This is a genomic window from Halalkalicoccus jeotgali B3, from assembly GCF_000196895.1.
GTDB classification, from domain to species: Archaea; Halobacteriota; Halobacteria; order Halobacteriales; family Halalkalicoccaceae; genus Halalkalicoccus; species Halalkalicoccus jeotgali.
Genome location: NC_014302.1, coordinates 1 through 23,727, shown reverse-complemented (window position 1 = coordinate 23,727; position 23,727 = coordinate 1). Strand labels below are relative to the sequence as shown.

At 47.6% G+C, this 23,727-nt stretch carries 21 protein-coding genes; 12 read left to right on the top strand and 9 right to left on the bottom strand.

What is annotated here, in order from left to right:
* Window positions 1-165: 165 nt before the first annotated feature.
* The 5 genes from HACJB3_RS20035 (at window position 166) to HACJB3_RS19470 (ending at window position 4,128) form a co-directional block, all read left to right on the top strand.
* Window positions 166-582 (top strand): hypothetical protein, encoded by a 417-nt coding sequence (locus tag HACJB3_RS20035; RefSeq protein ID WP_162148002.1) that lies wholly within the window; start codon window positions 166-168, stop codon window positions 580-582.
* A 352-nt stretch (window positions 583-934) separates the two neighbouring features.
* Window positions 935-1,144 carry a hypothetical protein gene (locus HACJB3_RS18550; RefSeq protein ID WP_008413536.1) on the top strand — a complete coding sequence of 70 codons (210 nt, stop codon included), beginning with the start codon at window positions 935-937 and terminating at the stop codon, window positions 1,142-1,144.
* Between the two features lie 56 nt (window positions 1,145-1,200).
* Window positions 1,201-2,769 (top strand): pentapeptide repeat-containing protein, encoded by a 1,569-nt coding sequence (locus tag HACJB3_RS19480; protein WP_081461395.1) that lies wholly within the window; start codon window positions 1,201-1,203, stop codon window positions 2,767-2,769.
* A gap of 589 nt (window positions 2,770-3,358) precedes the next feature.
* Entirely contained in the window at window positions 3,359-3,586 is a 228-nt protein-coding gene (locus HACJB3_RS19475; protein ID WP_008413530.1) for a UPF0175 family protein, read from the top strand.
* 101 nt (window positions 3,587-3,687) lie between these two features.
* Window positions 3,688-4,128, top strand: coding sequence for a hypothetical protein (locus HACJB3_RS19470; RefSeq protein WP_238532971.1), 441 nt, complete (start codon window positions 3,688-3,690; stop codon window positions 4,126-4,128).
* Between the two features lie 551 nt (window positions 4,129-4,679).
* Here HACJB3_RS19470 and HACJB3_RS18535 read toward each other — a convergent pair.
* Complete coding sequence (locus HACJB3_RS18535; protein ID WP_013199707.1) at window positions 4,680-5,024, bottom strand: ribbon-helix-helix domain-containing protein; 345 nt, start codon at window positions 5,022-5,024, stop codon at window positions 4,680-4,682.
* Window positions 5,025-5,318: 294 nt separating this feature from the next.
* On the opposite strand from HACJB3_RS18535, the gene HACJB3_RS18530 reads away from it, so the two are divergent.
* Together HACJB3_RS18530 and HACJB3_RS18525 are read left to right on the top strand one after the other, a co-directional pair.
* Window positions 5,319-5,555 (top strand): hypothetical protein, encoded by a 237-nt coding sequence (locus HACJB3_RS18530; protein WP_008413525.1) that lies wholly within the window; start codon window positions 5,319-5,321, stop codon window positions 5,553-5,555.
* Window positions 5,552-6,436, top strand: a complete 885-nt coding sequence (locus HACJB3_RS18525; protein WP_013199706.1) for a hypothetical protein — start codon at window positions 5,552-5,554, stop codon at window positions 6,434-6,436. Before HACJB3_RS18530 ends, HACJB3_RS18525 begins: the two co-directional genes overlap by 4 nt.
* 416 nt (window positions 6,437-6,852) lie before the next feature.
* Here HACJB3_RS18525 and HACJB3_RS18520 read toward each other — a convergent pair whose 3' ends face one another.
* Window positions 6,853-7,110 carry a hypothetical protein gene (locus tag HACJB3_RS18520; RefSeq protein ID WP_008413558.1) on the bottom strand — a complete coding sequence of 86 codons (258 nt, stop codon included), beginning with the start codon at window positions 7,108-7,110 and terminating at the stop codon, window positions 6,853-6,855.
* Window positions 7,111-7,284: 174 nt separating this feature from the next.
* Between HACJB3_RS18520 and HACJB3_RS19465 the strand changes: the two genes are divergently transcribed.
* On the top strand, window positions 7,285-7,686 hold the full coding sequence (locus tag HACJB3_RS19465) for an SWIM zinc finger family protein (RefSeq protein WP_238532970.1): 402 nt from the start codon (window positions 7,285-7,287) through the stop codon (window positions 7,684-7,686).
* Between the two features lie 91 nt (window positions 7,687-7,777).
* Here the strand turns inward: HACJB3_RS19465 and HACJB3_RS18515 are convergent, their stop codons facing one another.
* The 3 genes from HACJB3_RS18515 to HACJB3_RS19880 form a co-directional block, all read right to left on the bottom strand.
* Window positions 7,778-8,854, bottom strand: a complete 1,077-nt coding sequence (locus HACJB3_RS18515) for a polysaccharide deacetylase family protein (protein WP_008413556.1) — start codon at window positions 8,852-8,854, stop codon at window positions 7,778-7,780.
* Window positions 8,855-9,205: 351 nt separating this feature from the next.
* Window positions 9,206-9,409, bottom strand: a complete 204-nt coding sequence (locus tag HACJB3_RS19885; protein ID WP_148258291.1) for a hypothetical protein — start codon at window positions 9,407-9,409, stop codon at window positions 9,206-9,208.
* A 440-nt stretch (window positions 9,410-9,849) separates the two neighbouring features.
* Window positions 9,850-10,179, bottom strand: coding sequence for a hypothetical protein (locus HACJB3_RS19880; protein WP_049946425.1), 330 nt, complete (start codon window positions 10,177-10,179; stop codon window positions 9,850-9,852).
* 1,331 nt (window positions 10,180-11,510) lie between these two features.
* Here HACJB3_RS19880 and HACJB3_RS18505 point away from each other — a divergent pair.
* Together HACJB3_RS18505 and HACJB3_RS18500 are read left to right on the top strand one after the other, a co-directional pair.
* Window positions 11,511-14,231 carry a hypothetical protein gene (locus tag HACJB3_RS18505; protein WP_238532973.1) on the top strand — a complete coding sequence of 907 codons (2,721 nt, stop codon included), beginning with the start codon at window positions 11,511-11,513 and terminating at the stop codon, window positions 14,229-14,231.
* Between the two features lie 479 nt (window positions 14,232-14,710).
* The gene (locus HACJB3_RS18500) at window positions 14,711-16,501 is read left to right on the top strand and encodes a DNA primase family protein (RefSeq protein WP_008413549.1); all 1,791 of its coding nucleotides are present in this window, start codon (window positions 14,711-14,713) and stop codon (window positions 16,499-16,501) included.
* A 651-nt stretch (window positions 16,502-17,152) separates the two neighbouring features.
* Here HACJB3_RS18500 and HACJB3_RS18490 read toward each other — a convergent pair.
* From HACJB3_RS18490 to HACJB3_RS18480, 4 genes are all read right to left on the bottom strand, one after another.
* Window positions 17,153-17,968, bottom strand: coding sequence for a DUF2971 domain-containing protein (locus tag HACJB3_RS18490; protein ID WP_013199705.1), 816 nt, complete (start codon window positions 17,966-17,968; stop codon window positions 17,153-17,155).
* 683 nt (window positions 17,969-18,651) lie between these two features.
* Window positions 18,652-19,677, bottom strand: coding sequence for a hypothetical protein (locus HACJB3_RS18485; protein ID WP_008413546.1), 1,026 nt, complete (start codon window positions 19,675-19,677; stop codon window positions 18,652-18,654).
* A 430-nt stretch (window positions 19,678-20,107) separates the two neighbouring features.
* Window positions 20,108-20,857, bottom strand: a complete 750-nt coding sequence (locus HACJB3_RS20510; RefSeq protein ID WP_174264877.1) for a hypothetical protein — start codon at window positions 20,855-20,857, stop codon at window positions 20,108-20,110.
* 27 nt (window positions 20,858-20,884) lie between these two features.
* The gene (locus HACJB3_RS18480) at window positions 20,885-21,427 is read right to left on the bottom strand and encodes a helix-turn-helix transcriptional regulator (RefSeq protein WP_008413543.1); all 543 of its coding nucleotides are present in this window, start codon (window positions 21,425-21,427) and stop codon (window positions 20,885-20,887) included.
* A 337-nt stretch (window positions 21,428-21,764) separates the two neighbouring features.
* Here HACJB3_RS18480 and HACJB3_RS18475 point away from each other — a divergent pair, with 337 nt between their 5' ends.
* Both HACJB3_RS18475 and HACJB3_RS18470 read left to right on the top strand, forming a co-directional pair.
* On the top strand, window positions 21,765-21,950 hold the full coding sequence (locus tag HACJB3_RS18475) for a hypothetical protein (protein ID WP_008413541.1): 186 nt from the start codon (window positions 21,765-21,767) through the stop codon (window positions 21,948-21,950).
* Window positions 21,951-21,972: 22 nt separating this feature from the next.
* Window positions 21,973-22,671, top strand: a complete 699-nt coding sequence (locus HACJB3_RS18470; RefSeq protein ID WP_238532972.1) for a hypothetical protein — start codon at window positions 21,973-21,975, stop codon at window positions 22,669-22,671.
* Window positions 22,672-23,727 lie beyond the last annotated feature (1,056 nt).

The following is a 23,727-nucleotide window of genomic DNA, read 5'->3' as shown; positions in this document are numbered from 1 at the left end:
GTACGTATCCACTATTAAATTTACTTACCGCAGTTGCCGCTAGTGATAACGCAGGTGAGCGACTTAGCAATTCTCAGATGAATTGATAGTATATTTTCAAGAAACAGAGCTGTAGTCTCATTCAGTATTGATTAGATTTACATCCTATTATCCTATATTGGAGATGTGCCAATCTCGACTGATAGTGAAGTATGGAAACAAGGGGAGGAATCAACCCGATTGCACAAGAGAGTCCTTGCATTTTTACGAGACCACCCTAACCAAGCATATCGACAGGGAGAGATTGCTGATGAAGTGTTAAACACTACTTTTGCTATTGGTGAAGAACGCGAACGGATACAAGCAGAATTAACCGACGAAGAATATAACGACCGGTACCATGAAGATGATTTACCCGGCGGCGGCGACCACTATCCACTGGCGAATACGATAGTTTTACAGAAAATCTCTTCTGTGCTTGGCAAGTTAAGAGATTACGACTTAATAGCGGCTCGAAAGGTAGACGCTGAACCATTTGACCTCCCCGAAACAGAGACCGTTATCGTCTACACCTACGATGAGGACGTGGATTACCAAAAGTAGCCACAAAGCTGGATAAAATATGCTCACACGGATTGTGACCATGTAGTCCCCCATATACTGGATTTCGGATAAGTGCTCAAAATATCACTCTTCATGGAGCCTCAAATATTCATAGAAGCAACAGATTACCGCTCAAGAAGGATTAGTCTGACATGGTGGAAAGGGCATAGTTAGAGATACTGTCCATTGACAGGCCTATCAGACGCCGTAGAATGGACACGGACACGGAGCGACGTGGCAACCCATGAGAGAGTAACGTGGTGTTCAATGCGCGAACCGTCGCGAACGTCGCCGGGAGTAGCGACATGAACTAGCGCCAAACACCTTCATGGACGCCAGTTGTACGTCGTCTATGGACGACACGGCGCGAGACCTCGCCAAGGACATCCATCAGTTCCTCAACGACGTTGATAACCCACAGGCCGTCTACAACAAAATGCAGGCAGGCGAATTTGACGAAGCGTTTGCTATGATGGGACTGACGCGAAACCAGGCCGAATCAATCGCTCGGAGTTGGCATACTCGCATTCGAACTATCCTTCGGCAAACAGTACGAGATTGATTAGAAGTGGGAGTATTCCCGAGGTTTTCTTTGCTACTAGTTTCAGTGTCTAATTCATGGCTGAGATGGGTGGAATTCCAGATGACCGTTGTGGATACAATTTGCTAGAAGACGGTACTGCAGACTTCCCAGTAGGGGATTGTGCGCAGGACATATTAGAAAATTTTCATCTACAGCAGGATGGAAGCGCTTGTTGCTGGCGGGAGACGTGGAAAGATACTGACCAATGTATATGGCATGCCAGAGTTGAGGACAAACCCCTGAAGAAGCTAAAAGCTGCTCGTACAAACAATCCAGAACAATTAGACGGGGCATATCTCGTCGGCGTGGAAATAGCTAGCAGCATTTCATTTCATGGGTGTGGATTGAGAGCAGCTATTTTCAAGGATGTTACTCTTCCAAGAGCAGGATTCCATGACGCTAGCCTTCGCCACGCACAGTTCCATCATGTTGAACTTCCTGAAGCAGAATTCCATAATGCCGACCTCTCCTACGCACGATTCCAGCATGTTGAACTCCCTGAATCAGATTTTTATAATGCTGAACTCCTTTTGACGGAATTCGACAATGTTGTTCTTCTTCTCGCAAAATTTCGCAATGCTAGTCTTCCTCGCGTAGATTTCTATGATTCTAGACTCACTTTTGCAGAATTTTATGATGCGAAGTTGTTTAATGCGCAATTCCGCAGCACCAATCTCTATCGAGCGAAGTTCCAAGGCGCTAATTTCTCTGGTGAGGACCCTCCTATCCACTCTCTTGGTGGGACTGACCATTCTAGCGCAAAGTTCCATGATTCTGACCTACTTCATGCGGATTTTCGTGGTACTCAACTCTCTAACGTGGTGTTTTGCCACTCGGATATCTCTGGAGGTGATTATACTGACGCTGACGCTAGAGATGCTGATTTTAGTCATGCAACACTTCATAATGCGCTTTTCACACGCACTGATTGTCGCGGAGCGACATTTACCAATGCTCTACTTTATGAGACGGTTTTTGCAGATGCTCGGATTAACTCGCAAACGACATTCTATGATTCAGGCGTTTCTCGACCAGTGGTTGTCTATGAAAAAAACCCACATGCTTTGGAAGGATTGTCCATGGATACTCATCCACTAGAAGCCGCTGAGTGGGTATATCGGCGGCTTGAAAAGCTACATGATGAAAATGCACTTTCCGAAGAAGCCCGCAAATTCCACATTAGCAAGCAGGAAGTACGACGAAAATATCAATATGAATTGGAAGATTACCCACAATATGCCATATCAACATTGCAATGGCATGTAAATGGACACGGTGAAAGCATTTTCCGGATTTTTCGTTCTGCGGCGATACTCATTCTTGCCTGTGGCATTCTATACCCATTCGTTGGCGGCATTGGGTCATCAAGTACTGGTACAGTGTATAGTATCCCTCTCACGTTATCTCGTATCGCTAGCCTTGATGGCGCAGCAACCTTGCTCCAAGGAATTTACTTTAGCGTCATCACGTTCACGACGATTGGATACGGCGACCTATATCCGATAGGCGTAGGGTCAAAGGTGCTTGTTGGCTTTGAATCGTTATCTGGTGCAATCCTCATTGCACTGTTTGTATTCGTTCTTGGTCGGCGTGTTGCTCGTTGAATGACTGAGATTTTCGGCAAAACGCTGGACGCTGAGTTTTTCATGGGAATTTCGGCCCGGAAATCGCAAAAACGCTGGACGCATTTTCTGTGTACGGATTGAGAGTGGGTAGTCCCACCGCGCGGACGAAAATCCGGAGTGCTCGACACACACGCCCCATTTGGCGCGACTTTATCAGAGAGCCAACAGAAAGCCTCACAAGCGCCGTTAGTTCCAGACGATGAATGACACATCAATCATGCTTCGGCCACTGAGAGAGCCAACAGAGACCGTAGAATGGCATTGGCGGTATAACAGCCCGAACGAGACCCGCGAGAATCCCCGCTGAGGAATGGGCATTGAGGAGTGGCTAGTCTTCGGTCGCCCCGAAGGGGTAGCGCGCCAACCTTGATTGCACTCCAATCCCCGCTGGTATAATCCATACGTACTACTTCCGTAGTATTCCGTACTGGAATTATAGGGGCAGATAATGCTAATCGCAAGACGGGGACGTGGTGGCTTTCACCAATCCACTTTTGATTTGTGGACTAATCAATAGTAAATTCTATAGTCATACTTTTGGCGACTGGTAGCTTATTATCTCTACGGCATGTGCCCCAGTTCGCTTGAAACAGCTGGCAAGGACAAGGACCTTGCAACTATCATTGGCCTCTATGTATTAGAGGAGCTTACATTGGGGCAGGCAGCAGAACGGTTAGAGATATCTCGATTTGAGATGAGAGAGATACTGCATGAGGGTGGTGTCGAACTTCGTCTTGGTCCGAAAGACATTGATGATGCGTCTTCTGAAATTGACGTAGCTCTTAATCTTGAATGAGTGGCCGTCTCCCCCAAACGACAGTGTTAGATGCTACTGTCTTGTCTAACTACGCTACATCGGGTTCTGTTGAATATCTAATTGATATACTACCTCGTGCAATGGTAGTCACTACAGTAAGAGAGGAGCTTCAACAAGGATATAACGCGGGATATGAATTCCTTGGAGACGCTCTTGACCTCATAGTTAGTGACAAACCCGATGACGAATACGATATACGCGATAATACTGTTATACATTTGAAAAGAATTCACTCAAGCAGAGAGAAAATAGACAGTAATCTAGACCCAGGAGAAGCAGATTCATTGTACCATGCTCTAATAAACGGAAGAGTACTTGCTACAGATGACAGAGATGCACGACAATTAGCAAGAGAGCTTGATGTTCCCGTCACTGGTTCACTTGGTATTCTTGTTCGGGGTATCAAGCAAGACAAGATAACGGTCTCAACGGCTAACGAGTGGCTTTCGGAATGGCAAGACGCTGGATATCACTCCCCAGTAGACGACATGAGAGAATTATCTGACAAGTATACGGAGTAAGCAGACTGCCCTCCTCTAGACTAACAGTGCCGACCACCTACCGTAATCCAGCCGTCGCGCGGCGGGACCACGCTCTGGCGGGGGTAAGACAATCGAAGTAATGGAGCGCAACCATTATCAGGATATACTACGAATCTATTGATGCATTAGGGTGGGCTCCCAGATTCAGGGAGTCCCTCCGACTACACCCAAGAGAGTCATCGCTGTAACGAGTGAGACCATTGCGCCCATCAGTAGATGAAGCACCCTCGTTCCTAAGAGCAGTTGTTCGAGCTTTTCTCGCCGCCCACACTCACAATCATTGTCTACTTCGTCTGATTTGGTCATCGTTGGCACTCATCGCCGGTGGAATCCCAGGTGCATTAGGGTGGGCTCCAACCGACATCTATTGTTCTACACAGCCAGGAATATAAAACTAAGGAATATAGGGGTTTGGACCCACTCAAACCCCAGAATTATAGTAACAGTAATAGCAATAACTATAGTAATCGTGATAGCAAGATAATAAGACAACACTCACAGTTTGCTGTTACTCGTTGAGACTACAAGGCCTATTCATCAGGCATTCCGGTCAACCACCACTTGAACCGCGTTGCAACCCCCGCCTTGTTCTTTCGTTCGGCCATCGTTTGCTCGCGCTGGATGGACTCGACTAGCTCCGTGTGTTCCTCGCGCTGCTGCAAGATGAGTTTCTTTTCGTTCTGTAGTCGCTGAACTTTATTTTCAAGCTCCTCGCGTTTCCGTTGCAATTCTACTAGCTCCTCATTCCGGTCTTGATGGTCGTCAATGATAAAACGAATGACGGCACTCTTTGATTGATGGTCGCTGCTGTCCCCGACTTTTGACTCAACCCATCGGGCTTGTTCCTCCCTCAATGAAACCGTCATTTGACGCATACAATGGGTATTGCATGGCATTGTCTTCAACTCAATGGCAGACAGGCGTCAGCCAGGCGTCAGACATTAGTAGACAAGGTCTCTACCTCCCGAATTCCGAGGAATTGAGGACACATCTTTAAGTGCCAGGGGCGGAATGTCTACGATAAGCAAAGCTAGGCAACGTAACCGAAAGGCGAGGACGGCAAAGCGCCTCACCCACTGCCAGAAGCAAGATTTGGTACATCTGCTTCTTGGTAGGGTTGGTGCTTATAGTTTACCCCTTCGGGGAGCCGTGGCTTTGCTCAGCCAACTATGAGCCACACAAGCGACATTACGAGCGGAGATGGGACAGACACCGGCGAAACCATCGAGGCCCAACAGCAGGCCATTGACGACCTTCAAAAGCGGATAGAGGAGTTAGAAAAGGCCGTCCAAACACGGACGGAGAGATATACCATCCTCCGCGACATTGTAACCAAAAAAACGGACTTGGATAGCGAGACAATTGATGAACTCGTCGAACGCCAGTTGGAGAGTGATGACCGATGACGGCAACTGTCGAACAGCTACAGACCGAGTACGACAGCATATGGGAAGCGGTCGCTGAGGAACGTCGAGCGAGAGAGAAGCTTGAAACCGAGAACGAAGAGCTTCGAGCCGAACTGGAGAAACAGGACGAACAAATCGAGCAGAACGCCGAACACATCGAACAGGTAGACGCCAAAGCCGAGAACAACAATGACGGTTGGTCACTCGACCATCGGCCAACCTCCGAGACCGAACATCTCGACGCGCTATGGCTAACGCATACTGAGGAGGAGATACCCGACCAACCTCTCGGACGCATTGTCAACGGCGCGCGGAGCAAGGCTGACTCAAATGCAACGGAGATTCGGGATATTGCATTGGACCGCATTGACCCCGACGATTACCTCGAACGGACTGGCGGGATGGACCCCAACGAGATGATTGACCTCCATCGCCATCACCAAGTTCAAAAAGGGGATTCAATTGCGGACGGCCCGTTCTCAAACGAAGCGAACACGGCGCGGGCTGCACTGTTATTCCCACGGCTGCGGGAAATGTCACGCGGTCTCCAAGGCGGAGCACGGGAAATCTGCGCGAAGGACCTCGCAGACGAAATACGTCGGTCGTTTGCCAATGACCCCGAAAGAAAAGCCGAGCTTGCTGACCCTGCCGAGAATGCGAACACGGCCCAACGTATTCTTCGCCGCTGCGCGAGGTTTGGCGGTGACCTGATGCACTTTGACGTAGCCGAGAATCGCCTGTTGATAGACGCCGACGAGTGGCGAGAATACTCGAGGAAATCGCAACAAGCATTCGACGGTGAGACCGACCCTGACGCCGAGAACGTGATTGGCGGAGGGGACACCGAAAGTTACAGCGTCGTAAACAACGACCAGAGGTGACCGTAAGATAGGCCACAACCCACCTAGGGACGTCACAACACCAATGACGGAGGGTCGGATTGTTCCGACCCTCCCGATGGTTGTAAACTAGGTCTAGTTACTGTGGGGTACATCCACTACTTCGTTAATACTTCTAGTTAATGTAGTGCTGTAGGCGTTCTGAGTTGAGATTTCGGGCTCACAGCTAGACTCGAACGCTTCTTACGACGCTGTAAGTTTCGTTGGTTCCGTCCTATCTTGTTTGGTCCGTCCTGTCTCGTCCTGCTGCTAGCTGTCTTGTCCCATCACACTCCATCACGGTCGGGATGTGATGCTCAATGTCGGGTTCGGGAGAAACACTGCTGCCGTTATCGTCTCGTCAACCTTGTTCAACGTCTGGTTGGTTTCATCCAATTGTTGAACAAGGCTCTGTCACTCTATTCGTCGGCGTTGACCCACCATACTATGGCTCTTGCTCCAACCTTCTTCTTCTGGACTCGCTCCTCATCGTTGAGCTTGATGAGCCGGTCATAGACCGAACGTTGGGCAATAGGCAACTCATCCGTGATTTCCGGGGTAGTGACGACGATGTTCTCGTTGGTGTCCGTCAGCTGCCGGATAGTATCAATCAATTCGTCATCCGTAACGCGGGGTTTTCGACCGGCATTTGACATATACTCCTTCTTCTCATTCACTGGTCATAATTCTTCCTCCTACAACGGTGCCTTTTCTTGAATTGGGGAGATTCATGACTACAAGGGGTAGGTTTATTATTACCACCGTTGTAGGAGGTAGTAGACACTGGGTGACTATTCTTCAAGGAATGGTCCGGGGCTGCAACCCCGAACCGGTGTCGGACTCAACCGACAATGCAGAACACAAGCCCAACGGCAAAAAGCGACTTGGTAGGACAGGCAAACGAAAAGACACTGAAGCGCGCTCAATGGGAGTCATTCAGTTTCGAACTTGAAGCGCCAGGACTAGTCCGAGTAACAAACGACAGTTACGACGAAGACGGCCACTCGTACACGGTCAACGTCGAGACCGATGTGCCGGTAGCCTGCGAATGTAAAGCGTTCGAATACCAGGACGGCCCCTGCAAGCACATGGTCGCGGTCGCCATTCGCGAGCCGGTCCTGATGGCCGCTCAAGCGGTTCCCATCCCAGACGGTGGACAGGCTAAGAACACATGTCAGAACGGACAGACAGGCTGCTGTGGCCCACATGGGGATGAATTACCCTGCTTTGACTGCTATCAAGATAGACGCTGAATCCATCTGTCAACCTTCATTGCGGGTCGCCCTGAGATGGTCCGGATATACTGTAGGTAGTCAATAACGACTCGTAGGATTTCAATCGCTCTCAGTCGTATGTCTCGATTGCCTCGCGAAGCGTCATTGTTTCAATATCGCGCTCCTCAACCCATTCGAGCATCTCCTGAATCGACTCCTCATTTACCTCGTCTTTGAATGAGTGTGCCCCAACCACACCGAGGAGCGCGTCGTCAGCAATCTTATCTAGGTCATGCTTGACCGACTTCTTGTCTGTGAACTCGATGAAATAGTCTCGCTGCGTCTCATACGGGTCGTACTCGTCAGGATGGTTGATACGTGACCCATGTTCGGCATTCGCTACGCCGTCATACTGCTCCTTCACAAAGAGATTCGAGTAACCCGAATACACATCATACGGAGCCAGTATGGTCGAAACGTCATATCCCATCTCTTCAAGTGCTTTCTTCGAGTCGTCCACTGCCTCATGCATCACAGCAGCAGGATAATGAATCTCGGTTTCGCCAGCATGGAAATGTTCGTCAACCGGCTCGGTAAGTTTGACCCGACGCTCGCCAGGCTCACCGGCAAGACCTGCAATCTCTCGAAGCACCTTCGTCTCACCATCAGTGATTTCAACCGTTTCACCCTCATGATGGCCGTGTCGATAGCCCTCCGCCGACACAATGGTATCACTGTGATTGGTGTCTTCCGTGAGCGGAAACGACGCGAGTGGACGATGCTCCTTGGTATGGCTGGCAATCTCCCAACCTGCCTCGACTAACTCGTCTAACTCCTCGGTATCCATGTAGCCCGATGTCCCAACCCACTCGCTCACAATCCCGGTTGTCGCAGGTGCATCGAATGCCTTGTGAGCGGGTAATGCCTGCGTGTAGTCCTCCATTGCCCCATCGTCATAGACGAAAACGATGGCTCCGTTCTCCGGCAGTGTTGGCTGTGGGTCCTCTTCTTCCTCCTTCGGTTCTTTAGCTTGCTCTTGGTCGGCGTGTAGTGGCTTGTTCTCAGTCGTCATCTCTTCCGGACTCTTACGCCCGCTGTCGCTCTGTACCCCGAATAATTGCTTTATCTTGGAGATAAACCATGAGAACAGCCCTATCCCAAAGACATTTTGCAGAACCCCCCGGCGCGTTGGTCGCCTCCCCTTCATACAACTATCCACTTTGCAACTGTTGTATAATGTTTTTGGAATGACTATAGGAGTGATAAGAAGTACCAAAAAAGACAGTCCAAGCTGCACAATGGGGCAGCAGGCTACTCAGTCGGTTACAATGGTTGACGGTGGACACACCGACAATACCTGTCAAAACGGTCAGACGGGCTGCTGCGGTCCCAATGGGGATGACCTCCCATGTTTCGACTGTTACACGGAGCGAGACCAATGATGACTTGGCTACTCGTCGCGGGAATTCTCGTTACGAACTGCTACCTGTCAGCGCTTCTCATCGAGGAGCTGTTGACGGTCTTGGCGCGAACCTAACGCGGAACCCTCTTTTCGGCGTCAAAACCTGGGGTACAAGCTCCGAATCCTCATGTAGCCACTGACTATCTGACTGAGGTTTCTTTTCCCGCCCTCTATTGTCGTTCCCAGCGGGATGACAGGGGATAGCAGCACTATGGTTGCAACTTGTCCATGAATGAGTATCATTAGTTCGCCGTTGCGGGATGAAGGCATGGGAGTAAACCCATATCCGACTTCAACCATGAATCACCTCCCTTACCAGGAGGTAGTTCGTATTTGAAGACCAATCATCATAAAACAAATTTTAGTTATGTGATTGTATAGAGATGTAAAAATCATGAAAACTGTAACAGAGACCGCAGCGAACATAGCGAAACGTGGTTGACCATGTATTTCCCAACTATCTTCTTGGCTCTGTTTCGGGCCTCAGACGGTGTTTTACGCTTATACAAACTCAGTACCACTGTTGAACAAAACCGGGGAATTGAGATAGTGAGATGGAGGGGTCAGCTCGCCCGTCCATAGCCATTTGGGATATATTTTGTATTTGGATGTTTCACCTTCTAATTAGATATAATTACGTCCCCGACACTGGCCCGTTTCGATATGCTACTCATTACTACTAGTCATATCTTGACAACAGGCTGTTATCTGCCTGGAAAGAGTAAAACCCGGATGATAATCTACTCTCTCCTCAAATCATACAGTTGCTTTTCGTGGTCCCCTACCAATTGCTTGAAAATGTCCTCTGGTATTTCGATACTGTCCGCTGTACCATTATGGATGTTAGTAGGATAATTTTGAGGGTCTTCTCCGAATACCAGATATGGGCCTATTACTCTCCCTGATTCAACGTAACCGTACTCGCCATTCCATTCTCCCGTTTTCCACTGAACATACTGATTCACGACACCAGAATCAGCAATGACAGTATGAGCTCCCACTTGGACTTTCTCACCCTCATATTCAAACTCGTAATCGTACTCTTTTTCATATTCTTTCTTATCTTTCACAGATGAATATTATAAGGTACTCTGGTAAATAATTTTCCACTACTCCAACAGCCAAACCCATAGCTAGCCTTCTGGGCCAGATTAATGGGTGACAACTCTTCTCACATACCTTGTTCAACAATTGGCCTGTCCCATAAAGGATGTTGCACAAGGGATAATGACGTACCGAATCCGCGCCTGTTCATGTCGGTATCCATGTCAGGGGTCAGTCCAGAAAGAAAAACGCAAGAAGGAATGGAGATACGTTGATTTTTCGTTTTCCATGTCAGGGGTGAGACTCACTCCAGTCATACCCCTACCGGGTGTTCTACGTCTTCTCACTACCCCTATCGGAGGGTTACTAACTACATACTGACTCCTGACATGATTGAGGGTAATAATGGTGTCTTATAGGGGTAGAAGATTTGTACTGTATGAATTGCGGTATTTTGCTCTCAATCTGACCCCTGACATGGTACTGGTATTGTAGTGACTCACCACTGACGTACCCTTGACATAATCATATTGATTCTTCACAATTACCTTTGGTAGCAGTAGCTTCATGTACTAGTTTCGTTTCACATATCAATCTATCTCCTTTATCCATGTAATCATATGAATAGCAGTATATTGAAAGCAACAGAATTATATGTATAAATCACTTATTATTAGATAGACAGAAGACAGGCAAAACAAACCCAACTGTTCGCCACAAATCGGGCGGGGGCATCGGTGATACCTCGTCTCGGTCCTCGGACAGTCATTGATGTCCTCCACACGATGGGCATGGTGCGCCAAGCGCGTGTCTCCATGTCTCGTCCCTTTGGACAGTAGTGGCTCTCCGATGATACTGTGACCCATCGGCCAGGGTACGTCGCAAGTGCGACTAGTTTCGGAGCCCGGTGCTCTGAGCCCAATGGGATGGCTTCCCAGAATGCAACCAAGCACCTCGGTATCAGCAAGCTACCCAGTTCGAGATTATATCTGGGAACCAAAACACCTCCATGGCACAGTGATGTGTCTACCCCGGGTAGGCATGTGGGTAAAAATAACGACCGCAACGCAATTCTGGATTGGTACCCGGTCTTGTGTTGGTTTGAGTGACTATTAGAAGTAACGATTAACAGCAGATTCAATACAAGACTAAAAATGACAGCTAAACATATTTATGACGAGATAGGGACGAAAACGAATTGTCGATTTTACGAAACCTGGACATCAGGCTTGCTGCATCTCGGTCGAATCCGAAAATCGGGCATCGAAAACGAATCCCGGAATATGCAAAACCGGGTCATTACTCTAGACGCATCACACCGGAATCCGAAAATCGGTGGTTCGTTATGACCCGCCGAATGCATCGGACATCGAGAACGAACGAGAATTTCACTGAGGATGGGTTAGAGACAATAACCGGACAATCCCCGTCGCATTGGGGTGTCTACTGCCTGAAGGAGCTTATCGATAACTCCCTTGAAGCATCTGATGGGGTGAGTATTACGGTAGAAGTAGAAACAGAGGAGAACTCCCACCGTAATCCCTACGTAACGGAGATTGGCGTCTATGATGATGGCCCCGGAATTGATGAGGGAACCATTCATGATATCTTCGGTGATATAGATTATTTCGTCGGTTCGAAGCGCCATTATGCACTCCCAACCCGTGGCAATCAGGGCAATGCTCTGATGAGCATCCTCGGTATCCAGCACGTAATCAATGGGGACAAGCCGTTGGTCATCCATTCCCAGAAACAGAGATATACAATTGACACTCGAAAGGAATTTGGGCAATATCATGTTGAAATCACGAAAGACGGGCCATCTGATGTGTCTGGATTTGGTGTAACAGTCGAATTTGGTAACAGTAGTAGCTATGATGGTTTGGAAATTGTGAATAACCATCCTATTCGACGGGATAAAGTCCGGAAAGCATTTAGAAGGCTTGTATTACTCAATCCGCAGTGTGATTTCGAGTTGATTATCGATGGAGAGAGTGAAACGTATCCTGCCATTCCAAGCCCAACTGTTACATCAGCTACTCAAAAAGAGTTAGCAACATGGTTCTCGTTCAATGGCTTTATCGAGCGATATCAGGCAGATAGGGATGTAGACCCGGACATGACGTTACGGGATTTTGTATCCCAGTTCCACGGACTGAAAACCAAGGCCGATGAGATTGTTGAGGATATTGATAACTCCGAAATCACTGAGGATGTACTTAAAAGGGTCTATGAGGACGCCTGTGAGTTGACTACGGAACGCTCCGAAAGCGGACTCGATGAAACCATTGGCAGTATTGGGACAGACCTCGAAACACGATTGCATGCATACGTCGGTGATGGGCCAGAAACGATAGTCGAGCAGATAGACAGGGAAGGATACGATGATATTGACGATATCACTGTTTACTACCAAGCAGGCGGTAGTTACGATGAAGGCAACAAGACAGTCCCGTTCTGTTTCGAGTTAGCTGCTGTTCCGACCTGGATCACGGGGAAAAATGAGCGTGCAGGGAGTAAACACATATTGGGAATCAATCAATCAGTCCTCTATGACGGCGGTTTTGTCCATCTACACTCTCCCCTTTCAGAAGGCGCATCATCCTTTGACACATCGTTTAATGGCAATCACCAATACGTAGTTGTTGCCAACATCTACTGTCCCAATGTTGGATTCCGAGATAAAGGTAAACAGGGTTTCAATTCCGAGCCGTTTGAAAGAGTCATTTCGGAGGTTGTTGGGAAAGCGAAGCGGAAGATAGAGAGAGATATCCGTCCGAGATTAAATGATCTCCGCGAAGAGGAACAAGAAGAGACATTATCTGGTAAAGCACCAAACGGATTCATCAAGGATTTCGTTTGGGACAACTTCTGGGATGTGTACAATGACGCCACGGATAATGGTACGTATTCCATCGAGATGCGGCAATTGTACTATAAATTCCGTCCGTTGTTCCTGGACGAAGCCGAAAAGCGGGGGTATCAATACTCGACTAAAGCAACAGTCGATGACCCAAAACCGCTTGAACTGAACTTCGACACGTTTAGTGATTATATCTCCGAATTCGAGGAAGAGGAATTAGGAGAACGCCTCATTATACGCGATGAACGTGGGTTTTTCGTTGAGCCCCATACAAACCAGCGGATCAATCTCGGGACAACCGCTGTTCGACAGTATGACCCATCCGATGTGGATTATGGGGATATTCTCTTCATCGAGAAAACAGGGTTCATGGACATTCTCCACCGTGAATTCGAGCTGACCAAGAAATACGACATCGGGCTCATTAACTCCAAGGGGTGGAACACTACCGCAGGACAGAAGTTGGTCGAAAAGATACAGACAGCGAATCCCGATGCAACGTTGTATGTGTTGTCCGATTTGGACATTGCCGGGGTGGGCATTGCAGACAACGTATCATCCCCCGATGAGTTGTCCGACCTCGACGAACTCGCCACCGAAAAGATTGGGGTGACTTGCGACGACGTACACGAATACGGATTACCGGCCGAGAAGGGCGAATATAAGGATAAAACGCTATCTCAGTTAGAGACGATGCATGATGACGGTATTGTTGATGATGAAACCTACGAATATCTCGGTGAGGACAACCGTGTCGAGATTAATGCCTTCTCACCCGTTGAACTGAAGGAGTATCTGGAAACGAAATTCGAAGACCATGACATAACGAAACAGTACCCTAGTCCGAGTGTCATCAATGAACCAGACCTACCGGATTCAACTGAAACTCGCTCTACTGCTATCGAACAGGCGCTCGGTCGATGGGTCATGGCACAAATCCCCGATGATATGGTTGAAAGGATTGAGGACTCAGTAACAGTCGATGATGCATTGACCGGACAATTGGAGGACCTCGAAACGGACCCGAAATCACTCACCGAAGAAATCCATGAAGAGTTAGCGGATAATCCACCACGGCATTGGAGTGATATGAATGAGGAACTGGTCGAAAAACGCGAAAAAGAGGCAGAGGAGGCCAGTGAGGACTACATAGAGACAGTCTCGGAAAGTACCAAAGAATACCTCGATGAGAACCACACAGTCGAGTTCGAATAGCGATTGGAGACGGATAGAATAGCTACCACATCAATGGGTGAGACAACTTCAGCGGTCTATTATAGACGTTACAATGGCGAAATCAAAACAGAACACCAAGTTTCGGAAGAGCGTACTAATTGAAGAAGAGCAGGAAAAATTCCTCAGAGAAGAACAGGGCTTCAATTTTTCCGGTTTTGTTCGGAAATCCCTCTATGAAGAAATGAAGAAGCGCGGATATGACCCAAAATAATGTCAGAACATCGTACTACAGTTCGTTTGGAGGACAAGCACAAGGAATTCCTTGATGAGGTTGAGGTAATCAACTTGGCTGGATTCGTGCGCGAAAAGCTCAATGAGGAAATGGAGAAACGAGATTACAGTCCAGAGTAGTCACTAAGCGGAAATTTTGAAGGTAAAAGAGAGAATTGACAGCAGCGAGACGGGACACAACTATCTTCATGTCAATATTGGAGATGTAGAAATTTGATGGCATTCATATGACGGACTACAGCTTTAGCGCGGAGTATAAGGATAGCCTTTTTGACGAATCTGGCAATCTCACCTACAATAATTCCCGATTTAAGGGTGAGCCAGTTGATTTGAGTGAAGATTCTGAAGGAGAGGAAAATGATGATGATGATGGGACAATGACTTTTGCGACAAATACGGAAGATATTGATGACAATGAGAGTGAAACGGAGAAAAGCGACGAAAAACTCTTTCAAAGACGGTTAGAGAGAAAAGAGAGGATTGACAAGCAGAAGAAATCCCACAGAACCGAAAACAAACCCCATGACAGCCATGATAAGACATCCCTTGAACCGGACTCTGATAGCTGGTCCGAGATTCTGGCCATGTACGAGAACGATGATTTCGGGGATACCAAAAAGGCCGATTACAGGGCCGCAGAGAAACTTGTAGAGGAATACCATATCAAGACCTTAGAGTCCTCTGAAGAGGTCTTCTGGTATGATGAGTCCGAGGGTACCTACAAAGAGAATGGTGGTAAGAAGGTCGATAAAGTCCTTAATGACCGTCTGAAGTGGTTGTGTGATAACCGCACTAAGGGAGAAGTAAAATCGAGGCTTCAGAGTATGTCATGGGTCATGGAGGATACGGTATTCAACCCACCAGAAGGCTTCATTTGTGTCAAGAATGGTGTCTTGAATCTCACTGACCCAGATAATCCGGAATTGGAGGACCATTCCCCCGAGTATGGATTCCGGAAGAACATGGATACTCCCTACATTGAAGGAGCGGAAAATCAGCTATTCGTTGATTCCTTGGAAGAAACTGTTCAAGACAAAGACCTCGAAAAACTCCAGGAATATACCGGAATAGCCCTCGAAGACTGGGAGCAACCAACGAAAATGGCAGTCCTCATTGGCCCTCAGAACGCTGGCAAAGGAACGTATCTCCATGCCATTGAATCCATCTTTGGGAAGGGCAACGTTGCAGCAGAGCCGATAAAGGAGTTGGCAGATAGTAGATGGTCTACTAACTCTCTGAAGGACCGGCCTCTGAATATTGCAAACGAGCTGTCTACTGAAAAGGTAAACCACCAAGAAGCGGTAAAGACCCTTACTGGGGGCGGGGACTCTAAACGGGCCGAAGATAAAGGAGATTCAGTGTATGAGTTTATCCCTACTTCCAATCATCTGTTTGCTACCAACCAGCTTCCCGAAATGCCAGGAGCCGATGGGATATTTTACAACCGTTTCCTGTTCGTGGATTTCCCCCAGACAGTCCCCAAAGAAGACAGAGATGCGAGCTTGGATGAAAAAATGGTTGAATCCGAACAGAGACGGGCTGGAATCCTAAATTGGCTTATTGAAGGATATGCTCGTATCAAATCTCGAGGGAAGACTGGGTATACTAATGAGTTATCTGAGGCCGACAAGATAAGCAAGTGGCACTCTTACGGGTCAAGCATTGAGAGGTTCATTGAAACCTGCATCGAGACTGATGAGGCCGTTGAGGATGATGCACGGACTAAGAAAGACCTCTATCAGACGTATCTTCGGATGAGTAAGGATGCTAACCTCCCCTGTAAGGCTCAAGCCACTCTTACTGGGAAACTGAAGAAACTCCCCGGTGTTCGGGAGTATCGGGGTTATCAGGAGAACGTGGATAATCCCTACTTTGATGAGACAGCTCGACCGGATTCTCTGAGAGGGATTGATTTTACCAATATAGGAAATGAATACTTCTGGGATGCAGTAGAATCTGATACGCCAGAAATGGAAGACATGGTTGAGGGCGATAATCAAACCAGAGAGAGTTTCTGATGAACGTAACGAGTGAGCATTGGCAGCTTTCACCGCCATGTCTCTTATCCTCGTTATGATGAGGTTGGGCCTCTCTTCATAGGACTTATCTCGCCTTTGAGCCGTCCTTGTGGATTACAGTCTGGTAATAACGGGCTGTTCGTCCTCTTGGTAGAGGAGTTACTGTACTAACTCCTAAGCGGGGTTGAAGACAGCGAGGATAGTTACCCCACATAGCTGCGGGTTCTGTGATACCCAGGGACTTCCGTTACGTCCGAAGCAGACAGTGACGAAGAAACTCAAACGGAATACGAACATCGAACAGACTCGTCCAAACATCGACAGGAAACGAATTCGGTGTTACTCTGGTATTACCCTCTCAGACGGTAATTCCCTGATAACAGATAGTGAAGAGGACGATGACGAGAGTTCTGGCTGGTTAGAAAATGTTGAGTCCGAATCCTTCTGACTGTTACTCCTCTTCCTCATTACTGACAATCATGTCCAGGGCGTCCGGGTCAACTATATTGAGGGTAGCGAAGATGGTTTCAGTGTATTTTCCGGAACATCTGATGATGCATAATTTCTGGTGTACTGTTCTGTCATCAAACTTTGTGACTGCTATACAGGGGAGGCAGAATAAACACGGACGACCCCCGCCGTAGAACATCTTCAAAAGACGGGGTCGTCGTCTAAATCCGATTGTTGTATCTGAATGTCTATGTCGTACCTATCGGTCACGGATTCAAGAACTTCGAAGAACCAATTCGGCGCCGACGGCGCTACGTAAACAGATTCAATCAGTTTAGACAAGTCGACTTCTACATTATGACCGGGTGCCGTAGCGAAATCGGCATCGGGTCTTAATCCACCTTGTAGTTCCAACATATCCCCAAATTTTGAAAAGCTGGCGCGGAATTCATTTTCGTGTTCGTAACTTTTCCGCTTGTGATATAGTGGGGCAAATGAATTGCTTTCAGGGATTAGTTTGGAAGAATAGTCAATATAGTTGACCTTTCCAATTTTCATTATTGCGTCTAATTCTTCGACTTCATCATCATCAGTGTCTATCTCAATTTTCGCGTCATTATCCGATTCATTAATCGCTTCCCGAAACCGACCGACTGTAGAACGGATAGCAATTCCTTTGTCTGCTGGAAGATACAAATCCCACATCGCCGCAGATTCGTGCGTGTTGATGTGCCAGCAATTCAAATATGTTGTCTTACGAAATTTCTTCGCCATCACCGACATCGTCTCTAAAACATCGTTCGGTATCTCCGTTTGTGCATAACGGAATTGGCGAGTTTCCACGTTCGCCTTTGCAAATGACCCTTCAAAGGGGTCAGAAAATAGGTCTGCCCGATTGAACCAAAGCGACTGCTTTTCAAGAATGGACAGAAATTGCGAGAGGTCTCGGTATCGCCATATCGGTGTGTCGTCTGATGGGACTGTCGGCGACCAAAATTCAGATTCTTCTTCAGCCATTTCTTATCTATGAATGGACAATCACTTGAAGGTACTTAGCACCCGATGACGACCGATGTCGACGCCCACCTGCTAGTCCGTACAAGAATCGATTCAACAGTCGTTCGTAGACGTTGACGTGCTGCACGACACTGGGGCTCTATTCCTATCCAGTGATATCCTATCTGAGTAACTAATCCCCCACAGGTCCAGGGTGTCCAGGGTAGGTACGGATTGTAGCAAACATAGGGAGATGGCGGAGGAAAAAAGAAGTTGGATTGACTCTGGACACCCTGGACAGAAACTATCCCAGATTCCCTTAACCCACGCAGGTTCTTACGCACCTTCATTATTCAACAGTGTTTCAGGATAGAGGTTAGAGACTAAGCCGATAATCTGGTACTCCAGTTGTTCAAGCGGCACCTCAAAATTATCAGATATGAACTATACGGTATTGTCGTTTGATTTCTGCACGGTGTTTGACCTGACGCCGAAATAACCCGGCAACGACCACACGGTTCAGGCCGTCGCGAACTGCCTCAAAATATGTAGGATAGAACTTGAGCTAATTATACCAGCGATGAGAGGACCCAGTCCAGCCCACATAGATTAGAATCTACTGTGATACTACAAGTCAAAACCTCTCAATTCAATGAACACGGAGCGTCGGAGAATACCTCAAATGCGACACCGCCCCGGGTCGCCTAATTACTCAGTTCCTCATGACGCTCAACCATCTTGTCGGTCAAGAACTCTACTGCATCGGCGGCGGCCTCATACGCCGCCCTTGCCTCGTCTTCAGATGGGACGTATCCTTCGTGAACAACTCGATTCCTCATCTTCCTCGTTTCCTCGTCCCACGCCTCAAACTGGTCGGTTTCCTTGAAGTCGAAGTGGATTGTTTTAGGCACCGTTTCCTTTGCGAGTGTCGTGATGGAGGTATAATCTCCGTCGTCTACAAACACTGACTCTATCTCGTCGTCCGACATACCTTGTGCCGCCATTAGATCCTTCAACCCGTCCTTGAGGAATGCCTCAAACATCGTCCCGGCAGTAATAACCGCGAGCCGATATTCACCCAAATCAAGCTTGTCCTGAGCGTCCAACCGAAGAGAAATTGTGATGGGGACTTTGTGTTCTGTGTCCAGTCGGGCCTCAATTGTATCGTGGGCCTTTTCGTCGATGGTGGAAGTACCGGGTGTCAGTGCGCTCCCCGGATACATCGTGCCGTGGTCGTACGTGTCTTCGTTCTTGGAGACTGTTGTCCGCATGAAGTACACGACCTCTGAGGGACTGACGCCTCGAATCCAGTAATATCCGAGAGAGGCACGGTATACTTCCAAGAACTGATTCACCTGGTCCACTGCCGCGCGAATAATGCGCCCTTCTCGTCCGTCGAGATTCTTCAGCCACTTGGTCGGGCTTCCTTCTTTCAAAGCCTCAAAATCGCCATTTAGTTCGTCAGGAAGAGCGTCAAGCAACTGCCGGTTGAACCCTACCCTGACCTTCGTATAGGAGACATTCCCGAGTCGGTCTCCCTCAACCTGTCCGAACATCATACCCGGCCTCTCGCCCTCTTCGCCTTCGCGAGCTTCCTTTTTGAACTGAAGTTCGGCTGGCACACCTCTAACACGGGAATGGAACCGTGCGCTTTCGTTGCCCTCGAAAGAGTCCTCAACTTGCAATAGATACGGAATCTCAAACTGAACCCACTCAGCGGCGATTTTCATACGATGACCTATGGGAACCATCGTTTTGTAACCTATGTACGCCCCCTTTACGACCACATGCTGTTGGAGCCTCTGAGAGTCCTCTATAGTACAATCAATAGTTCATTAGGCGTGAGCGGAGACAGCATCCCTTTCCCCCGATACCAAATGACTGTGCGCTCATCTTATCGCTATGGGCTCAGACCGTGGTGCTCCTCTACGTTCTACGGTTGTGACGGACTTCTTCGATACCATCCTTTCAATGGACTTCATAGCCTCTAATCGTTGAGTAGCTACATCTCCGGAAGAACTTCAGACTGCTTCGGTGGTTCAGTAGTAACATGATATTAACAATATCACGCAGTTGCTCTCAAACACATACTATATCAGACCAATCAAAGAAGAAGGAGAGGAGGGTCAAGATTCAGTCAAAGAAATGCGTATTCAGACGTTATGGGAGATGTCCAGACAAATAAGACTCTACTCGTGCAACGGCTTGGGGTCCGGCTCTTCTGGCAGCTTCGTGTTCAATAATGAAGGATGCGAAGACATCTGCGAACAACTCTTCTTCCTCTAACCTATAATCTCGTGCCTCTTCATTATTATCGGGAATATCCCCCCTCATTCGTTCAGAAATATCAATTGCATCCTGTCGCTGGGCCTCCGTTTCAAACACTGAATCGGTTCCTGATTCGAACCCTGGCTTTTCGTCGCTCCTACTTACTCCAATGTGGAATGCGTGTCCAATTTCGTGTGCCAGCACTGGAGCTGTTTGATAAGCAGGAAAGTTGTCCTCAAGAGTGTCAAGTTCGATTTTTCGGGAAGGTGGCAAAAAATGTCCAAGTTTTCCGGGCTCGTTGAAGTCTGTGTGTCTAACAACTGTGTTGAGAAATAGGTTATCTTTTGCTTCTTCTTCTGCATTTTTGGCCCTATTTAATAGTTTCTTGTGTGGAATAGTGTCCGTTTCTGGAAAATCCAGTGTATCGATATCATTTTCCCAGTCACCCAAGTCTAGCTCTATGGGTTCATTGGATGTTTCGTCTTCCTCCTGCTCTTCCTGAGGCCGAGAAGTGTGGATTTCTTCGGCCTCTTCTTTCTTCTCCTCCCCAGCCCGAATCGTGAAAGGGCTGGTCTTTGAACCTAAGCGTTCAAACCCTTCTACTTCGGAAATCCTTGAACAACGGTGGTCTGAGATATACATAGCGTATAATTCTCAAACGAGGCCTAATTAATGTTTCAAGAGGTCTTCGTTATCGGGATTCTCTTTCTTTTCGGTATAGGTTGCAGTGAATGCTACAGCTGCATCGGCTTTTTTTGTCGCACTGGCACGCTGAGAGTCAACCGTACTGGGACTGACATTTAGAATATTAGCAGTTTGACTACGAGTGAACCCGTTCATTGACTGAAGCGCAAATACGTGTGCTTGTTTATCCGCCATTGCTTGGGTTTCCGCGAAATCGTACGCGTCCAATAATGCCTCCCCAATACTGGACAGCTCCTTTTCAACCTCCATATCATCGAATGCTTTGACCTGGTGAGACATCATTCGCTCTTCAAGCTTGGTCGAATAGTGAGACGTGAATGCATTGTCCGCCTCATTGTAGTTCCCGATGTAAACACCGCCTCGCCAGTGGACGTAGTACGCTGCCATTCCTGCCATCTCTGACTCATCATCGATAATGCGACCGACAAGCACCGCATTTTGCTCAGGCAAGTATAGCGGAAGCTCATCCAATTCTCGCTGGTGTTGAAGGGGACTGGCAGTGGGCATTTCTATCCCTCTTTGCTATTATTCGCTAGCAACCTACTTAAACGCTTCGGAGAGGTGGTGGATTCTTCTGGCAGGTCTCGTCCTGTAGACTGCAGAAATTGTCGATTCGCCTAGCTGAGGAATGCCTTCTCGAGATTATCCCATCCGTTCCAGAGCCTCTTTCCGGTCTTCTATGGGGGTTTGGTCGTAGTTTAGAAACTCTTGTAACTCAGGAGAGGTCTTTCTTGCACTGTCTATGTTCGTTCTTGGTCGGCGTGTCGCTCGTTGAATAGCTGAGATTTTGCTAAAAGATGGATGCCAAATACCTTCCTAGGCAATTGTACTGATATGCACGTCAATGCCAGCAGAGAACGACCCACCGACCGATGCACCACGAGACCTTGCCGAAGACATTCATCAGTTCCTCAAAGACATTGACGAGCCTCAGGCCGTCTATGAGAAGATGCAGGTGGGCGAGTTCGATGAAGCGTTTGAGAAGACGACTGAGGAGTGTCCCTATGAGAGAACCCATATGCTTATTTAATAACCACTAGTAATGGGTGGTTATGGCAACTGAATTCGAACTCAATATTGCTATGAATATCATTCAATTAACAGGTATTTCTCTGCCAGTACTGCTCGGGATACTCGCATACTACGGGAAACATATTGGTGGTGAGCCAGATGAAATAACACCACTAACGGACGACCTCTCACTTGACTCCAAGGAAGCCACGCGAGCCCTGTATCTCATTTTCTTCTCTGTGTGGGTACTACTCGGCTCTGCATATTTTCTGTCCTTTATGGTGTTAGCCACCCATTTCCATATAGTTCACCCGATAATATTGGCGCTTAGCGCATATGGGCTGTTTATAGCAATCCTTTCCTTTTCGGTGCCAATAGTATTGGGAACTCCACTACGGGGACATTTCCATCGTATGCTTGCTCTTTTATTGGCTCTACTTTTTTCCATGTTTTCTATCCTATTCTCGCTCATTCTGTTCATATTCATTGCAAATACGATTCCTATACCGCAATCACTGGAAGACCTATACATTTTTAGTTTTATATCGATAAATGCGCTTGCAATCGTCATTTTTGTCATGCTTGCCGTGCTTGTTCCATGGGAAAACTACAGCTCACGCGGTGAAATTGCATGGTTATTCTACTTTCGTAGTGTGAAGGAGTCGATACGGTCTGGGAACTTCTTTCTCCGGTCGGATGGTGACTCTACCGACAAGACCGACATCCCCTACTACCAGTAACCTCATTGACGACCAAATGCTGAGGATAAGAGGACGTGGTGTACTTCAATTGTATGTCTGTTGATATCTGGTGGAAAGTTTCTTTTACCATGGAACGTGAGTATCTTTATCATGGGAAGATACCGCGTGAAATGTGTAAGCGTAGATGATTCGTCTAATTATAATGATTGCCGCTGTATTACAGAAATTGGAGTTCCGAGTAAAAGTGGTGGAACAAATACATACACTCCTGCTCGGATTTATGAGAGGATTGTGACTGAGAATGATGAGTTCTATGTCGAACACAACAGAACTGAGACAGACTTAGAACCAGTAAACGATCCAGATTCGAATTACGTTCGGACAGAGAGTAACGATACACAAAATGACAATCTTTTGCAGCAGCCATCCTGCTGATTCAATCGATATTTGCCAAAAAGCTCGATATGAAAATGATGTACGGATTGAGAGTGGATAGTCTCACTGTACGCGGAGAAAGCCGAATACTCGACACGAGCTCCTCATGAGCCGACAGTTGGTCGCAGAGCGTCGTTAGTCACACATGATAAAGAGAGACGTTAACTGAACAACCAGCCGTTGACAGGCCAGTTAGATGCCATAAGATAGTGCTCTGTTCAACGACTATTTCTCTCGGTCAGTCAGGTATTGTTCGAAGTTGTTTAGATAGAAATTAATTAATAGGGGTGGGGTTCTACTATTGAGTGCGGTTCGAGTGACAGCCTGTCGATGGCATATCGACCACAACTGTCAACTCCCCCCTACTCCCCCAATCCCTGGGAGTTTTTCCGAAGCGCAGACGTGTGAGCGAAATCTCTTGAGCAGACCTCGACTATTGCGGCCAAAAGAACGTTCTATGAGCAACTGCTGGCCGTCAAGTGCCATCAATCACACGAAGGGGAATAACTTGAATAGACCAACTAACGGCTGACTGGCCTGTTAGATACATGAAAAACGCACAGCGGGAAGTTGGGGGAAGGGGGGTTCACTGAACGCATGCTGACCGGACCACTGTTCATGAAGTGACCAGTCCGTGTTGCTGTGCGCCATTACATTCCA

Excerpts from the sequence above, each read along its gene's own strand:
- HACJB3_RS18550 (WP_008413536.1), top strand. The coding sequence starts at position 935 with ATGGACGACACGGCGCGAGACCTCGCCAAGGACATCCATCAGTTCCTC.
- HACJB3_RS19480 (WP_081461395.1), top strand. The coding sequence starts at position 1,201 with ATGGCTGAGATGGGTGGAATTCCAGATGACCGTTGTGGATACAATTTG.
- HACJB3_RS19475 (WP_008413530.1), top strand. The coding sequence starts at position 3,359 with ATGTGCCCCAGTTCGCTTGAAACAGCTGGCAAGGACAAGGACCTTGCA.
- HACJB3_RS19470 (WP_238532971.1), top strand. The coding sequence starts at position 3,688 with ATGGTAGTCACTACAGTAAGAGAGGAGCTTCAACAAGGATATAACGCG.
- HACJB3_RS18535 (WP_013199707.1), bottom strand. The coding sequence starts at position 5,024 with ATGCGTCAAATGACGGTTTCATTGAGGGAGGAACAAGCCCGATGGGTT.
- HACJB3_RS18530 (WP_008413525.1), top strand. The coding sequence starts at position 5,319 with ATGAGCCACACAAGCGACATTACGAGCGGAGATGGGACAGACACCGGC.
- HACJB3_RS18525 (WP_013199706.1), top strand. The coding sequence starts at position 5,552 with ATGACGGCAACTGTCGAACAGCTACAGACCGAGTACGACAGCATATGG.
- HACJB3_RS19465 (WP_238532970.1), top strand. The coding sequence starts at position 7,285 with ATGCAGAACACAAGCCCAACGGCAAAAAGCGACTTGGTAGGACAGGCA.
- HACJB3_RS18515 (WP_008413556.1), bottom strand. The coding sequence starts at position 8,854 with ATGAAGGGGAGGCGACCAACGCGCCGGGGGGTTCTGCAAAATGTCTTT.
- HACJB3_RS19885 (WP_148258291.1), bottom strand. The coding sequence starts at position 9,409 with ATGGTTGAAGTCGGATATGGGTTTACTCCCATGCCTTCATCCCGCAAC.
- HACJB3_RS18505 (WP_238532973.1), top strand. The coding sequence starts at position 11,511 with ATGCATCGGACATCGAGAACGAACGAGAATTTCACTGAGGATGGGTTA.
- HACJB3_RS18500 (WP_008413549.1), top strand. The coding sequence starts at position 14,711 with ATGACGGACTACAGCTTTAGCGCGGAGTATAAGGATAGCCTTTTTGAC.
- HACJB3_RS18490 (WP_013199705.1), bottom strand. The coding sequence starts at position 17,968 with ATGGCTGAAGAAGAATCTGAATTTTGGTCGCCGACAGTCCCATCAGAC.
- HACJB3_RS18485 (WP_008413546.1), bottom strand. The coding sequence starts at position 19,677 with ATGAAAATCGCCGCTGAGTGGGTTCAGTTTGAGATTCCGTATCTATTG.
- HACJB3_RS20510 (WP_174264877.1), bottom strand. The coding sequence starts at position 20,857 with ATGTATATCTCAGACCACCGTTGTTCAAGGATTTCCGAAGTAGAAGGG.
- HACJB3_RS18480 (WP_008413543.1), bottom strand. The coding sequence starts at position 21,427 with ATGCCCACTGCCAGTCCCCTTCAACACCAGCGAGAATTGGATGAGCTT.
- HACJB3_RS18475 (WP_008413541.1), top strand. The coding sequence starts at position 21,765 with ATGCCAGCAGAGAACGACCCACCGACCGATGCACCACGAGACCTTGCC.
- HACJB3_RS18470 (WP_238532972.1), top strand. The coding sequence starts at position 21,973 with ATGGCAACTGAATTCGAACTCAATATTGCTATGAATATCATTCAATTA.